General features: G+C 63.4%; 18 protein-coding genes. 8 read left to right on the top strand and 10 right to left on the bottom strand.

Going from position 1 to position 14,300, the window contains the following annotated elements; all coding sequences use genetic code 11:
• Positions 1-20: 20 nt before the first annotated feature.
• On the top strand, positions 21-1,208 hold the full coding sequence (locus NKJ17_RS21285) for an MFS transporter (protein ID WP_352689922.1): 1,188 nt from the start codon (positions 21-23) through the stop codon (positions 1,206-1,208).
• 30 nt (positions 1,209-1,238) lie between these two features.
• Positions 1,239-1,985, top strand: a complete 747-nt coding sequence (locus NKJ17_RS21280; RefSeq protein WP_352689921.1) for an SDR family oxidoreductase — start codon at positions 1,239-1,241, stop codon at positions 1,983-1,985.
• Between the two features lie 57 nt (positions 1,986-2,042).
• Here the strand turns inward: NKJ17_RS21280 and NKJ17_RS21275 are convergent, their stop codons facing one another.
• Both NKJ17_RS21275 and NKJ17_RS21270 read right to left on the bottom strand, forming a co-directional pair.
• A complete protein-coding gene (locus NKJ17_RS21275; protein ID WP_352689920.1) occupies positions 2,043-2,570 on the bottom strand; it encodes a gamma carbonic anhydrase family protein in 528 nt (175 codons plus the stop codon).
• Positions 2,571-2,588: 18 nt separating this feature from the next.
• Positions 2,589-2,933: a DUF6949 family protein gene (locus NKJ17_RS21270; RefSeq protein WP_352689919.1), complete on the bottom strand. Its 345-nt coding sequence runs from the start codon at positions 2,931-2,933 to the stop codon at positions 2,589-2,591.
• Between the two features lie 120 nt (positions 2,934-3,053).
• On the opposite strand from NKJ17_RS21270, the gene NKJ17_RS21265 reads away from it, so the two are divergent.
• Positions 3,054-3,785, top strand: coding sequence for a hypothetical protein (locus tag NKJ17_RS21265; RefSeq protein WP_352689918.1), 732 nt, complete (start codon positions 3,054-3,056; stop codon positions 3,783-3,785).
• A 262-nt stretch (positions 3,786-4,047) separates the two neighbouring features.
• Here the strand turns inward: NKJ17_RS21265 and NKJ17_RS21260 are convergent, their stop codons facing one another.
• Complete coding sequence (locus tag NKJ17_RS21260) at positions 4,048-4,251, bottom strand: DUF3126 family protein (RefSeq protein WP_023674799.1); 204 nt, start codon at positions 4,249-4,251, stop codon at positions 4,048-4,050.
• A 212-nt stretch (positions 4,252-4,463) separates the two neighbouring features.
• The gene (gene cysE, locus NKJ17_RS21255; protein ID WP_254817710.1) at positions 4,464-5,312 is read right to left on the bottom strand and encodes a serine O-acetyltransferase; all 849 of its coding nucleotides are present in this window, start codon (positions 5,310-5,312) and stop codon (positions 4,464-4,466) included.
• Between the two features lie 158 nt (positions 5,313-5,470).
• On the opposite strand from cysE, the gene NKJ17_RS21250 reads away from it, so the two are divergent.
• Complete coding sequence (locus tag NKJ17_RS21250; RefSeq protein ID WP_352508584.1) at positions 5,471-6,085, top strand: HD domain-containing protein; 615 nt, start codon at positions 5,471-5,473, stop codon at positions 6,083-6,085.
• Positions 6,086-6,127: 42 nt separating this feature from the next.
• Here the strand turns inward: NKJ17_RS21250 and NKJ17_RS21245 are convergent, their stop codons facing one another.
• The 4 genes from NKJ17_RS21245 to NKJ17_RS21230 form a co-directional block, all read right to left on the bottom strand.
• Positions 6,128-6,499, bottom strand: coding sequence for a hypothetical protein (locus NKJ17_RS21245; protein WP_352689917.1), 372 nt, complete (start codon positions 6,497-6,499; stop codon positions 6,128-6,130).
• Positions 6,500-6,634: 135 nt separating this feature from the next.
• Entirely contained in the window at positions 6,635-7,402 is a 768-nt protein-coding gene (locus NKJ17_RS21240; RefSeq protein ID WP_352509413.1) for an alpha/beta fold hydrolase, read from the bottom strand.
• 24 nt (positions 7,403-7,426) lie between these two features.
• Positions 7,427-7,990, bottom strand: a complete 564-nt coding sequence (locus tag NKJ17_RS21235) for a DUF192 domain-containing protein (protein ID WP_352689916.1) — start codon at positions 7,988-7,990, stop codon at positions 7,427-7,429.
• A gap of 19 nt (positions 7,991-8,009) precedes the next feature.
• Entirely contained in the window at positions 8,010-8,606 is a 597-nt protein-coding gene (locus NKJ17_RS21230; protein WP_502904049.1) for a cold-shock protein, read from the bottom strand.
• Between the two features lie 214 nt (positions 8,607-8,820).
• On the opposite strand from NKJ17_RS21230, the gene gloA reads away from it, so the two are divergent.
• Entirely contained in the window at positions 8,821-9,261 is a 441-nt protein-coding gene (gloA, locus tag NKJ17_RS21225; protein ID WP_352509416.1) for a lactoylglutathione lyase, read from the top strand.
• A gap of 78 nt (positions 9,262-9,339) precedes the next feature.
• On the top strand, positions 9,340-9,633 hold the full coding sequence (locus NKJ17_RS21220) for a DUF2218 domain-containing protein (RefSeq protein ID WP_254817703.1): 294 nt from the start codon (positions 9,340-9,342) through the stop codon (positions 9,631-9,633).
• A gap of 8 nt (positions 9,634-9,641) precedes the next feature.
• On the opposite strand, the gene NKJ17_RS21215 is transcribed toward NKJ17_RS21220, so the two are convergent.
• Together NKJ17_RS21215 and ilvA are read right to left on the bottom strand one after the other, a co-directional pair.
• Positions 9,642-10,214: a DUF1697 domain-containing protein gene (locus tag NKJ17_RS21215; protein WP_352509418.1), complete on the bottom strand. Its 573-nt coding sequence runs from the start codon at positions 10,212-10,214 to the stop codon at positions 9,642-9,644.
• On the bottom strand, positions 10,211-11,467 hold the full coding sequence (gene ilvA, locus NKJ17_RS21210) for a threonine ammonia-lyase IlvA (protein ID WP_352509419.1): 1,257 nt from the start codon (positions 11,465-11,467) through the stop codon (positions 10,211-10,213). Before ilvA ends, NKJ17_RS21215 begins: the two co-directional genes overlap by 4 nt.
• A gap of 127 nt (positions 11,468-11,594) precedes the next feature.
• Here ilvA and NKJ17_RS21205 point away from each other — a divergent pair, with 127 nt between their 5' ends.
• Entirely contained in the window at positions 11,595-12,998 is a 1,404-nt protein-coding gene (locus NKJ17_RS21205; RefSeq protein WP_352689915.1) for an aminopeptidase P family N-terminal domain-containing protein, read from the top strand.
• A gap of 103 nt (positions 12,999-13,101) precedes the next feature.
• Positions 13,102-14,175 carry an alpha/beta hydrolase gene (locus NKJ17_RS21200; RefSeq protein ID WP_254817699.1) on the top strand — a complete coding sequence of 358 codons (1,074 nt, stop codon included), beginning with the start codon at positions 13,102-13,104 and terminating at the stop codon, positions 14,173-14,175.
• Positions 14,176-14,300 lie beyond the last annotated feature (125 nt).

Genomic DNA, 14,300 nt, shown 5'->3' with positions numbered 1-14,300 from the left:
AACGGACAGGAGACTGCCTTATGACCATCGATTTCGCACTGGACGAGGCCGCCGCTGCTGACAGCGCGACGACCCCGTGGTCTGCGGTAGTCTGCCTTTCGCTGCTGACCTTCCTTCTGGTCGGACTGGAGTTCCTGCCGGTGAGCCTGCTCACCCCGATCGCTCAGGATCTGGCCGTCTCCGGGGGTCAGGCAGGCCAGGCAATCGCGGTATCCGGATTCTTCGCCGTGGTTATCAGCCTCTTCGGCAACTCGCTGTTGCGAAACGTCGATCGACGGACGGTGGTTCTGCTCTATACGGCAGTGCTGGCCGCATCGAGCCTGGCGGTGGCGCTTGCTCCCAACTTCCTGGTCTTCCTGGCCGGGCGGGCGCTGGTCGGCATCGCGATCGGCGGTTTCTGGTCATTGTCGACGGCCATTCTGGCTCGCCTGGCCGCGGGACCCGACCTGCCCAAGGCCATTGCCTTGCTCCAAGGCGGCACCGCCTTCGCATTGGTGATCGCTGCGCCCGTCGGCAGCCTCCTCGGATCGCTGATCGGATGGCGGGGAACCTTCTTCGTCACTGTCCCCATCGGCCTCGCGGCGCTCGTGTGGCAGTTGGCCGTTCTCCCGAAGTTGCCACCGATGGAGACCGCCTCGGTGTCGAGCATGTTCGGCCTGCTGCGGAATCGCAGATTCGCCATCGGCATGGGCGCGACCGGGCTCGCTTTCATCGGGCAGAACGCGCTCTCGATCTATCTGCGGCCGTTTCTGGAAAACGTGACGGGCCTCGAGGTGAGCACCCTCTCAATAGCTTTGTTGGGCGTCGGCCTCGGTGGCCTGGCGGGACTGTCGATCATCGGCCTCATCCTCCGGCGGCACCTCACAGCCGTGCTGATCGGGCTGCCGAGTGCACTCGCGGTCTTCGCTCTACTGCTGATTGCGTTTGGACCGTTTGCAGGCGCCACGGCCGGCCTGCTGGTTCTTTGGGGATTTTTCGCGACTCCGATCCCGGTGGCATGGAACACCTGGATGACCACGCTCATCCCTGAAGACCTGGAGGCCGGGGGCGGACTGCAGGTTGCCCTGATCCAGCTCGCGATCGCGGGCGGCGCTATCGCGGGAGGCCTGCTGTTCGACGCGGCCGGCTGGTGGAGCGCCTTCCTTCTCGCGGCCGCCCTGCTCACCGGCTCGGCCTTGCTCGCCGCCTCGGCCGGGCTCCGAACCTGAACTCTTTCAATTCTTGTCTAGGAGAATCTCATGTCCGAAGGAATCGAGAACAAGGTCGTCGTCATCACCGGTGCCAGCAGTGGCCTCGGTGAAGCGACGGCACGCCATCTTGCCGCACGAGGCGCTTCCGTGGTCCTGGGTGCACGCCGGTCACACCGCATCGACGCCCTTGTCCAGGAACTGACCGCCGCTGGGCACAATGCCAAGGCCGTCACCACGGACGTCACCGACAGCGACCAGGTCCAGCATCTGGTGAATACGGCGGTCCGGGAATTCGGCCGTATCGACGTGATGCTGAACAATGCGGGCCTCATGCCGTTGGCCCCGCTCGAACGGCTCAAGATCGACGAATGGGACCGGATGATCGACATCAACATCAAGGGCGTCCTTTACGGCATCGCGGCCGCACTTCCGTACATGAAGGAGCAGCGATCGGGGCACATTATCAATGTCTCGTCCGTATACGGCCATGTGGTCGACCCGGGTGCGGCGGTCTATTGCGCCACCAAGTTCGCCGTGCGTGCGCTGTCCGAGGGCCTGCGGAAAGAGGTGAAACCCTACAACATCCGCACCACGGTGATCTCGCCGGGCGCTGTCACCACAGAGTTGCTTGAGCACATCAGCGAGAAGGATATCCAGCAGGACACCAGGGACTTCGTGAGCAAGATCGCCGTGGGGCCAGATACGTTTGCCCGCACGGTCGCCTTCGCGATCAACGAGCCGGACGATGTCGATATCAACGAGATCTTGTTCCGGCCGACCGCCCAGCCGGTTTGACTTGGAAGGGGCTATGCTTTCGGTATCCCAAGGCCGGCTCCACCATTTCTGGATCGGCTAGACCTTCTTCAGCCCAGCCCTGAATCGCCTGCCGTTGGCCACATAATGCGCGGCCGAGGCGCGCAGCCTGGCGATTGCGGCTTCGTCGAGCGTCCTGACGACACGCGCGGGCGAGCCGACGATCAGCGAATTGTGGGGGAATTGCTTACCTTCGGTGACCAGCGCGCCGGCCCCGACCAGCGAGTTGTTACCGATCTTCGCGCCGTTCAGCACGACGGCGCCCATGCCGATCAGGCTGTTGTCGCCGATCGTGCAGCCATGCAGCAAGGCACGGTGGCCGATCGTGCAGCCTTGGCCGACGGTCAACGGAAAGCCGGCGTCGGTGTGCATGATTGTATGCTCCTGCACGTTGGTGTCGGCGCCGACGACGATCGGTTCGTCGTCGCCGCGGATAACGACGCCGAACCAGAAGCCGGCATTGCGGCCGACCCTGATATTGCCGATCAGCGTGGCATCGGGCGCGATCCAGTTGCTGTCGACGTCCTCGAAGGCGGGCGCTTTTCCGTCAATCGCGTAGATCGGCATTGCTGTCTCCAGATCGTCTCACACCGACAAGCTGCCAGACCCTAGAAGCGAAGCCGCCCATGACGCAATGGCGATCACCACCATGCCCAGCGCCAGCGCCCAGATGGTCGCCGTACAGCCGCAGGAGATCAGCGCCAGCACCGAAATGCGACGCTCGCGCCAGGCGTCCAGCGCCTCATTGGCGAACATCAGCGGTCCGGCGCAAGCCGTCGCGGCGAGCGAGCGCAACATGTGCTTCGACGACACATAGGGCTGGACGAAGGCAAGCTTGCGGCCGGCGATCAGCTCCATCGCCGATCCGGCCAGGCCGCAAGCCGTCAGCCCAGCCATAAAACTGAATATGATTTGTGCGACCGGCCCCATCTTTACTCTCCGTTTACCATGAAATCGCACAGTCGCCCGCAAAAGCTGCGAAGCAAGAGCCGTGCCGCGCCGAGATGTGCCGTTCAGGTACACCCGACGGGACGGCAGACGAGGGTCGCGATGAAGCAGGCAGCCGCCACACAGGGCCAGCAACTCAGCGTCGTCGATTCGACGCTGATGAAGCGGGTGTTTTATGCGTTCGCGACGCTGGCGGTGCTTTCGGTGGCGATCAGCCTTGGCGGCAGATGGTTAGGCCGGTCGATTGCCATGGCCGGGTACACCGACGACACCAGGGTCCACAAGGTCGTCATCGGCAACAACATCATCGCCGTGCCGGGCAATGTCATCCGCTTTGCCCAGGCCCGGCGCGACGGCATCGCCTCGCGGCTCGACCTCTATCTGCGCTATCCCGAGATGGACGGCTACAGCGAGGCTGCCCGCAACGACTTCAACCACACCGGACCCAGCAAGGACATCGTCTTCCTGTCGTTCGAGCCGCAGATGATGTTGCGCGACATGAGCGGCCGCTTCGCGCCGATCTACAGTGCGCTGATTGCCAAGCCGGGTACGCCCGGCCCTGGCGGCACGACGCTTTACGCCTTCAGCGAAAAGTCAGGCTATCTCAACGAAGTGCTGGCGGTCGCCGACCGCCCCGGCAAGGATCCGTTTGTCGCACGCTGCCTGAGCGGCCCGAGCGCGGACGAATCGCTAGCGCCCTGCGAGCGCGACATCCTGGTCGGCGACAATCTCAGCCTCACCTACCGCTTCCCCCGGGAATTCCTTGGCGACTGGCAGGCGCTCGACGCGGCGATTTTGGGCGAGGCAGCGCGTGTGCTGAAGACCGGGCGGTAAGCAACGAAACGAGCCGTTCCGTAGCGATACTTCGCGCCCCTCTCTGTCCTGCCGGACATCTCCACGAGAGGGTAGATCGGCCGTCATCTTGGCTTTCGCCAATCTCCAATGTTGCAGGAAGAGTGCAGCGCCAAGGCTGCCAATCTCCCCCCAAGTGGGGGAGATGGCCGGCAGGCCAGCGGGAGGCGCTGTCCCGCCGGCGTCTTGCAAGGTTCCGTACCGCCGCTGCGCTTGAGGCGTAGCGGCCAGCTAAATCTCCGGCTCAGGCCAGATCGATGTCGAGGATCGCCATCGAGAAATTATAGTCGCCGTCGTCCTCGTCCTTGAAGACGATGCCGAGGAACTCGTCGCCGACATAGACCTCGGCCGAATCTTCCTTGCGCGGCCGCGCCTTCACTTCGAGTTTTGGGTTCTGGAAGGTGCGCTTGAAATAGGCGTCCAGCTTTCTGATTTCGTCCGGCTTCAACAGTCTTCTCCGATCGTCGCTTGCTAAAGTGCGTCGCGTCTGAAGAGATCGATGCGACGCGCTTCGAATCTTGCTTCATCCATGTCGCTATCCCAAAACCGCTGGGCACTTTTGGGCGACATGCATTGGTGAGCGCGCTTCTGGCACGTCGACAATGGCCATGTAAAGGCAAGCCGGCATAGGGGGCAGGAATTCAGCCCCTGCCCGAGCACTCAGATGTCGAAGCTGACGACGTGGTCCATCGTCTGCGATGGCAACAGCTGGTCCATCTGCCGCGACGGCTGATCGCAGCCGGTCTCGCCGACGACGCGGGCCGGCACGCCGGCAACCGTCTTGTTGTGCGGCACCGGCGACAGCACCACCGAGCCGGCCGCGATCTTCGAGCAATGGCCGATCTCGATGTTGCCGAGGATCTTGGCGCCGGCGCCGATCAGCACGCCGTAGCGGATCTTGGGGTGGCGGTCGCCGCCGGCCTTGCCGGTGCCGCCCAGCGTGACGCCGTGCAGGATCGACACGTCGTCCTCGATCACCGCCGTCTGGCCGACGACGAGGCCGGTGGCGTGGTCGAGGAAGATGCCCTTGCCGATGCGGGCGGCCGGATTGATGTCGGTCTGGAACACCGAGGACGACCGGCTCTGCAAATACAACGCGAAATCCTGGCGGCCCTGGTTCCACAGCCAATGCGCCAGCCGGTGCGTCTGGATGGCATGAAAACCCTTGAAGTAGAGCACCGGCATGATGAAGCGGTCGCAGGCCGGATCGCGGTCGTAATAGGCCTGGATGTCGACGCGCACCGTCGTCGACCAATCCTTGTCGTCGGCCGCCATTGCCTTGAATGTCTGGCGAATGAGGTCGGAGCCAATGTCCTGGTGGGCGAGGCGCTCGGCCAGCCGGTGAATGACCGCTTCTTCCAGGTTTTCCTGGTTGAGGATGGTCGAATAGAGGAACGCCGCCAGCAGCGGATCGCGGTTGACCGCTTCCATCGCTTCATCGCGGATCGAACGCCAGATCGGATCTACCGGCTGCACCATGGTGGGACGAGAAATCGTAACGCTGTTCATCTGATGTCTCCGGCCATCCAATGTCTCGGCCATCCACTGTCTCGGTTGCGGCTTGCCTATTCTCCGGCCGCACCTATAAGCCAGATCATAGCACGGGTGAACTCAATTTTCCTTAGTGCTTCGTCAAATGGATTTGGTTGGCGGAATTTCAAGCAGCCATGGAAAACGCAACCTTGATCGACGAGACCCTGAAGCGCGAGCTTTCCGCGCTCTATGAGGCCCAAGATCGCCACTACCACGACCTTGGCCATATCGAGGCGATGCTGGCGCTGGCCAATGATTACAAGGCGTTGCTGCACGATCCTGAAGCAGTCGAAGCGGCGATCTGGTTCCACGACGCGATCTACGACAGCCGCGCCAAGGACAATGAGGCGAGGAGTGCCGCACTTGCCGAGGAGAAGCTCGCCGGCCGCGCCGACGCACAACGCATCGGTCGCATCGCGGCGATGATCACTGCAACTGCCAGCCACGAATTGCCGCCCCTTGGCGATCAACATTCGGTTCGTGACGCGGCGCTGTTCCTCGACATGGACCTGGCGATCCTGGGTGCCGCGCCCGACGTGTTCGACGCCTACGAACAGGCGGTTCGCCGCGAATACCAGTGGGTCGACGAGCCGATGTGGCGGGCCGGCCGTGCCGCGGTCCTGAAGGGCTTCCGCGCGCGTCCGCATATCTTTCACAGCGAGGAATTCCGCCGGCGCTTCGAAACGCGGGCCAAGCAAAACATTGCACGCTCGCTCAGGGCGCTCGACAATCGCCCAGGCGGATCGTAGGTCGACGCGTCGCTCGCTGGCCCGCCGGAGGTTTGCCCGAAATCAGGTGAATGCGCCAAAAGTCGATGCCATTCCCCACAACATGAACACCCCAGCCGCCAGCGACGCACCATTGACCACGATGCCAGCCAGGCCGAGCACACGATTGTCGTTTGGGCGACCAACGGCCATCAACCCGAAGACCACTCCCGTAAGATGTGCCAAAGGCCCGGCCAGAAAAAATACCGCAGCGAAGAAGCCCGTCGCACTGTTCTGGAGCAGCGGAGACGCGTCGCTCGGCATTGCTATCAACGCGGTGATCGCCATCGCCCCTGCCGCTAAAGCAGCCAGCGCTAGAACAACGGACCATTCGCCGAACGTGCTTTTTGCAATGACGCCCGGCAAAGCGGCGTCGGTCCTTCCCCATTGTGCCATGATACCCCCTTGCCCTCCGTTCAGCGCATGGCGGGTTTGAACCGATCCACACGTCGCGCTTATTTACTCCTGTATCGTTGCAAAACCGCTAAGGACCCCAGCTTCAGGCGCAATGGCCGCTTTGGGAGCCGTCCATCAACGCGGATGCTCGGCATAAAACTCCAGCACGCGCTGCTTGAAGGTCTTGTCGCCGACCGCCAGCATATGGTCGCGGCCTTCGATGTGAAAAGCCCTGGCGTTGGGCATCAGAGCGGCGAGTTCATCCGGCGAGCCGCCGATGTCGTCCTTGGTGCCGACGGCGATCAGCGTCGGCTGGGCAATGCGGGCAATGTCGGCCTCGCTCAGCAATTCGCGCGAGGTGGCGATGCAGGCGGCGAGAGCCCGGCGATCACTGCGGGTCTGATCGGCGAAGGCGCGGAACGAGCGGCCGCGCGGGTCGCTGGTGCCTGCCGGATCCTCGGCCAGGAGGGCATCGGCTATCGGATCCCAGTCGCCAACGCCGTCGACCATGCCGACGCCGAGACCGCCGAAGACCAGCGTCGCCACCTTGTCCGGGTTGGAGAGCGCCAGGAACGCCGATATGCGCGCGCCCATCGAATAACCCATGACATGGGCGCGTTCGATGCCGAGATGGTTCAAAAGCGCTGCCGCGTCGGACGCCATTTTTGCCGGCGTGTAGTCGGCTTCGTCATAGCTCTTCGACGACGAGCCATGGCCGCGATTGTCGAAGGCGATCGCACGGTAGCCGGCATCGTTCAGCGTCTTGAACCAGCCGGGCGACACCCAGTTGACGTAATGGCTCGAGGCAAAGCCGTGGATCATCAGCACCGGATCGCCCTGCCCCGATGCCGGTTGGCGGTCAAGGAAAGCAAGGTCGAAACCATCATGGGAGAAGAACTGCATCGGCCGAAGATCCTGCCCGTTCGTTCAGTCGGAATCGACACTCGGCGCGTCGCCCTTGTCGGGCGGCGGCATGGCCGGCCCCGGCGCCGTGCCGATGGCCGGATGGCGCAGCAGGTCGCCGTCCTTAATGCCCTTTTTGGCGGCGGTGCCTGCCTTGAGCTCGAGCACGAAGCGCACCGGTTCGTCCGGCGAGATGATCGCCTCCGACTGCGGCTCGCCTTGCTTGATCGCCCGGATCCGGCCGTCCTGGCCGACGAAGATCAGGTCGAGCGGCATCGGCGTGTTCTTCATCCAGAAGCTCACATCCTGCGGCGCACCGAACACGAACAGCATGCCGTGATTGTCGGCCATGTGCCGGCGGAACATCAGGCCGGCCTCGCGCTCGGCGGGCGTGTCGGCAATTTCGACGCAGAAAGAACGCTCGCCGGCCTTCGTCACCGCGACCAGCGGCGCCGGGTCGACGGGAAGGATCATCGCCTTGCCGTCGGCCAAACTCGGTTGCTGAAAATAGAAGAAGGCGCTTGCGGCGACGATGAGGAAAATCCCGGCGCAGAGCGCGCCCGCCGTCAGCCGGTTCCTGTGAGCCATATGAAATCCTCGACCGGAACTAATGCGAGACCGGCAAGGTACCCATATCGGGGTGAATTTCGGCAGCCATAAGGCCTTTGTCGCCGCGTCCGAAGCGGACCAGCACCACCTGGCCCGGGCGGAGTTCGGTGATGCCGTAGCGGCGCAGCGTCTCCATGTGGACGAAAATATCCTCGGTGCCCTCGCCCCGGGTCAGAAAGCCGAACCCTTTGGTGCGGTTGAACCATTTCACCAGCGCCCGTTCGAGGCCGCTTTCCGGCGTCACCGCGACATGGGTGCGCTGCTCCTGCATCTCCGCCGGATGGATCGCCGTGGTGACATCCATCGAGAGCACGCGGAAGGCCTGCAGCCCGCGCTCGCCCTGCTTGACCAGGCAGACGACGCGGGCGCCTTCAAGCGCGGTCTGAAAACCGTCCTTTCGAAGGCATGTCACGTGGAGGAGGATGTCGCCCGAAGTACCATCATCGGGAAGGATGAAACCGTAGCCCTTGGCCACGTCGAACCATTTGATGGCGCCGGCGACTTCGACGAGATCGGCCGTATCGGCGCTCTCATCCCGCTTCAACGCATCGTTACCGGCCCCGTCCCGCCCCATGAAAGAGGCCTTTTCCCCCATAAGAACGCCCCCTTTTTCAAGAAACACTGCAACTGATTCTTGGTATCAGATTAACACCGCCGCTTCCGGTGTGTGCAAGACCTGACGTGCCTTTTTTCACGGTTCCGTACAGGAATAGCGGATTTGCCGTTTGCCGGCGCTGGCAAGCGTGGCCGATTGCCCTTTGGCCGGGCCGCCCCTATGGTGCGCCGCAACGCAACATAAGGAGGAAATCATGCGCTATCTGCACACCATGGTCCGCATCGCCGATATCGATGCTTCGCTCGATTTCTACTGCAACAAGCTTGGCCTCAAGGAGGTGCGCCGCCATGAAAACGAGCAGGGCCGCTACACGCTGATCTTCCTCGCCGCGCCCGAAGACGAGCAGAGCGGCATCTCCGAAAAGGCGCCGCTGATCGAGCTGACCTACAATTGGGACCCGGAAGACTACAAGGGCGGCCGCAATTTCGGCCATCTTGCCTATGAGGTCGACGACATCTACGCCACCTGCCAGCGGCTGATGGACAATGGCGTTACCATCAACCGGCCGCCGCGCGACGGCAACATGGCGTTCGTCAAATCGCCGGACGGCATCTCGATCGAGCTGTTGCAGAAAGGTCCGGCCAAGCCGAAGGCCGAGCCGTGGGCGTCGATGCCGAACACCGGCAGCTGGTAACCGATCACGCTATCTTGAGCGGACGCAGGCGGGCCCCGGTTCGGTTTTCGCGTCCGCCTTCCCAAGGAGAATTCATTCATGCCGGCCAGCCATGTCGACGTCGCCACCGAACATGCCAGCCGCTATCTGCAGCAGCTGTGCAAACATTGGGCGCACAAGTTTCCCGTCGAATTCGACCCGAACCACGGCACCATCGATCTGACGCTCGGCCGCACGGTTCTCGATGCGGACCCGGCTGCGCTGCACATTGCGGTGACGACCGATGAAGCCGGCTCGCTCGAGCGCCTGGAAACGGTCGTCGCCGAGCACATCAAGCGCTTCGCCTTCCGTGAAGAGCTGGCATTCGACTGGAAACGCGCTCCGGCCGCGTAGACGACCTGTCAACCGCGGGCCTTGGCCATCTCGAGCAGCATCAGCACGGTGCGCCAGTTGCGCGCCGTGCAGTGCACCTTCAGAACGCGCGGGATGAGATTGGCAAAGACCGATTTGCCGAGGCCGTCGGGCGCATGCAGGTAGAGCACGTCGCCCTTGATCTCGAAGCGTTCGGGCCCGGTGCATTTTTCCGCCAGACGGGCCACCTCCTCGGCGGTCGGCCGGCGCTCCAGCGCATAAGCATGCAGCTTGGTCGGCTCGCCGGCCACTTCCGGATAGGGATTGTCCGCCGCCAGCCGCTCGAGCCAGCCGAGATCGCGCACCATGATGCGCGAATGGAAGCCCCATTTCTTCTCGAATTCCGCTTCCAGCCGCCTGGTCAGCATCGCCGCATCGCCGTCTGGCGACCGGAACACGGCGTTGCCGCTCTGCACATGGGTGGCGATATCGGAGAAGCCGAGCTGCTCAAAAAATGACCTGAGTTCCGCCATCTTGACGATGCGATTGCCGCCGACATTGATGCCGGAAAACAGCGCGATAAAAACGTTCGCCGGGGCGTTCGGAAGATCGTTGCTGCTCATATAATGAACCCGGCGAGCGTCTCGTTGTCGGTGATGTCCTGGTAGTGGACGCTCTCGGCGTCGAAATTCGCCTTGAGCAGGTCGAAATTGCGGCGGTCCTTGGTTTCGATGCCGATCAGCACCGAGCCGAAATTGCGCGCCGATTTCTTCAGATATTCGAAGCGGGCGATGTCGTCGTCGGGGCCTAGCAATTCGAGGAAATCGCGCAACGCGCCGGGCCGCTGCGGAAAGCGGATGATGAAGTATTTCTTCAAGCCCTCGAAGCGCAGCGCCCGTTCCTTCACATCCGGCAGCCGCTCGAAATCGAAATTGCCGCCGGACACCACGGCGACGATGGTCTTGCCCCTGATTTCCTTTTTGGAAAAATCCTTGAGCGCATCGATCGCCAGCGCACCGGCCGGCTCGAGCACGACGCCTTCGACATTGAGCATTTCGATCATGGTCGCGCAGAGCCGGTTTTCCGGGATCAGCCGTACGGCATCGGCAGCAAACTCCTTGAGGTGGCGCAACGGCTCGCGGCCGATCTCGGCCACCGCCGCTCCGTCGACGAAATTGTCGACCTTGGCGAGCTTGACGCGCTTTCCGGCGGCAAGGCTCTCGCTCAGGCTTGGGGCGCCGGCCGGCTCGCAAAAGACGAAACGTGTTTCACGCAGCTGGTCGGCGAAATAATGGGTGACGCCGGCGGCAAGGCCACCGCCGCCGACCGGCAGCATAATGATGTCGGGCATGCGCGCGCCGGGCATCTGGCCTGATATCTCGTAGGCGACGGTCGCCTGCCCTTCGATGATGTCCTTGTGGTCGAAAGGCGGCACCATGTGCGCGCCGGCAGTTTCGGTGAATTCGAGTGCCGCGCGGTAGCAGTCGTCGAAAAAATCGCCGACCAGCCTGATCTCGACGAACTCGCCGCCGAACAGCCGCGTCTTGTCGATCTTCTGCTGCGGCGTGGTCACCGGCATGAAGACGACGCCCTTCTTGCCGAAATGGCGGCAGACGAAGGCAAAGCCCTGCGCGTGATTGCCGGCCGAGGCGCAGACGAACAGCTCGGCAGCGTTGCCGGCGGCAAGCGTCTTGCGGAAGAAGTTGAAGGCGCCGCGGATCTTGTAGGAGCGCACCGGCGTCAGGTCCTCGCGCTTCAGCAGCACCCGCGCGCCGCTCTTCTTCGACAGATAGTCGTTTTCCTGCAGCGGCGTTTCCGGAAAGATCTCGCGGATCGCGGCAGCGGCGGCAGCGACGCGAGAGGAGAAACTGGTCATGGCAAGAGCACCCCACAGGCTAGCCGAATTCGGTCCCGCTATTGCATATCCGGCTTCACGAAGCCATTGTCCGGCCACCCTGAAAGGGTGTTCCCAAAACCTCGTTGGCCGTTAGGAGCGTCTGTTCATGCCTGTCGCATCGGTGGCCCAGAAAACCGTGTCGCTGCCGGAGTTCGGCGAGCCGACGGTGATGCCGCTGGTTCCGCGCGCCACCTATGAGGCCCGCATCGCGGCACTGGTTGCACGCGGCGGCGAAGCGGGGTTCGACGCGTTCGTCGTCTATGGCGACCGCGAACATGCCGCCAATGTCGCCTATCTCTGCGGCTACGATCCGCGCTTCGAGGAGACGCTGCTGGTCATCGTTCCCGGCAAGCCGCCGAAACTGCTGGTCGGCAATGAGGGCTGGGGCTATGCCGAGATCTGCGACGGGCCGTACGAGCGCGTGCTCTACCAGACCTTTTCGCTGCCGGCGCAGCCGCGCGACCGCTCGCAGGCGCTTCCCAACATTCTTGCCGATTGCGGCCTGAAAGCCGGCCAGCGCATCGGCGCCATCGGCTGGAAACCGTTCGGCCCCGGCGATGTCGGTTTTGGTGAAACGACGCTCGACCTGCCGTCCTTCATCGCCGACACGCTACGCACGCTTGCCGGCGACAGGGGGGTGATCGTCAACGCTGCGAACCTTTTGATGAACCCTGCCGACGGCCTGCGCGCCATCAACGAGGCCGACCAGCTGGCCGCGTTCGAATTCGCCGCGACCTATTCCTCGCAAGGGCTGCGTAACGTCCTGCAAGGCATCGAACCCGGCATGACCGAATTGCAAGCGGCGCGGCTGATGGGCATCAACGGCCTGCCGCAATGCTGTCACCCGATGCTGTCGGCCGGCAGGCGCGCGGCCTATGGCCTGCCAAGCCCGCGCCTCGAAATCATCAAGCGCGGCGACCCGATCACCATGGCCTACGGCATCCATGGCTCGCTCAACGCCCGCGCCGGTTTTCTGGTCGAGGGCGCGGCCGAACTTCCAAGGGGCATCCAGGACTATGTCGAGAAACTGGTCGCGCCCTATTTCTGCGCCGTCGTCGACTGGTACGAGACGGTCGGCATCGGCGTTCCCGGCGGCGCGCTGTGGCAGGCGGTGCACGACCGGATCGGCGATCCGTTCTTCGGCGTGTCGCTCAATCCCGGCCATCTCATCCATATCGACGAATGGATGCATTCGCCGTCATTCTCCGGCTCCGACATCAGGTTGAGGTCGGGCATGGCCTTGCAGGTCGACATCATCCCGGCGACCGGCACCGATTATTTCACCACCAACATCGAGGACGGGATCGCGTTGGCAGACGACGCGCTGCGCGAAGAGATCGCCGCGCGCTATCCCGAAGCCTGGCGCCGCATCGAGGCGCGCCGCGCCTTCATGACCGACGTGCTTGGCATAAGACTGAAGCCGGAGGTGCTGCCGTTTTCCAATATCCCGGCGTTCCTGCCGCCGTTCTGGCTTTCGCGCAACAGTGCGATGGCCGTCGCGAGGCACTGAGCGCATTTCGGCATCCGCGACTTACTTCTGCCGCACTTCGCCTGTCCGGGAGGGGCGGCGGAGGTGGATGGGCCTTTGGTCAGGCCGGAGTGGAATTGCTTAAGTGCCCTTGAAGACGATTTGCATCATTGTCCTTGCAGCGCTGCTCGCCGGCTGCGGCGGCCGCCAAACCGAGGAACTGCTCGGCAGCGCCATGATGGCGGTGCCGGTGACGGAAATCGCCGGCAACCACTCGATCTTCATCGCAACGACGCGCAAGCGCTCCGACGATCCCAACAAGGTCTTCGACGGCGAGCGGTCGGCGACGCTGAACTATGCCCGCGTCAACGTCACCGTCCCCGGCATCCACAAGACAGGCCAGATCGAGCGGCGCTCGCGCGGCAAGTCGGACGATCCGGCCAAATACTTCATGGCTTCCGAGGTCGTCGGCTACGATACCCAGCCGAAATTCTCCAGCGCGCTCAGCGCCGACATCGCGGCGCGCGGCGGCCGCGTCATGGTCTTCGTCCACGGCTACAACACCGGCTTCGACGACGCGGTCTACCGCGTCACCCAGATCACCCATGATTCCGGCTATCCTGGCACGCCGGTGCTATTTTCCTGGGCGTCGGGCGCCAAGACCACCGACTATGTCTACGACAAGGAAAGCGCCAGCGTTGCCCGCGACCAGCTGGAAGTGACGCTGAGAATGCTGGCGCAGACCGGCGCGCGGCGCATCGACATCGTTGCCCATTCGCTGGGGACCTGGGTCACCATGGAGGCGCTGCGCCAGCTCGCCATCACCGGCGACCGCGATCTCGGCGGCAAGCTCGGCGACGTCGTGCTGGCCTCGCCCGACATCGACGTCGACGTGTTCAAGAGCCAGATGCGCCGCTACGGCAAGCCGGACAAGCCGTTCATCCTGCTGCTCTCCGACGACGACCGGGCGCTCAGGCTGTCCGGCCTGATCGCCGGCGCGCGGCCGCGCGTCGGCGACTACAAGGACGCCGCCGACCTTGCCAGCTATGGCGTGTCGGTCGTCGACCTCTCCAGCGTCAAGGGAGCCGACCGCTTCAACCACACCAAATTCGCCGACAATCCGGAATTGGTGCAGTTGATCGGCCAGAAGCTGCGCGAGGATGACGGGTTTGCCAGCGACCGCGAGGTGACCGACCGCATCGCCTCGGTCGGACAATAGCTGCATTGCGCGGCAGTCGTTGTTGACCATTGCCGCACCATCGGAACAGTTTGAACTGGACCGTGCCGGCCTCTGCCTCTATCGAATAGGCAAGACGTCTCCGGCTCGACGTCGCCTTTGCGGGA

Origin of the sequence: Mesorhizobium sp. M0208 (genome assembly GCF_040322015.1) — a bacterium.
Taxonomy (GTDB): domain Bacteria; phylum Pseudomonadota; class Alphaproteobacteria; order Rhizobiales; family Rhizobiaceae; genus Mesorhizobium.
This window is presented reverse-complemented; position numbering and strand designations above follow the sequence as displayed.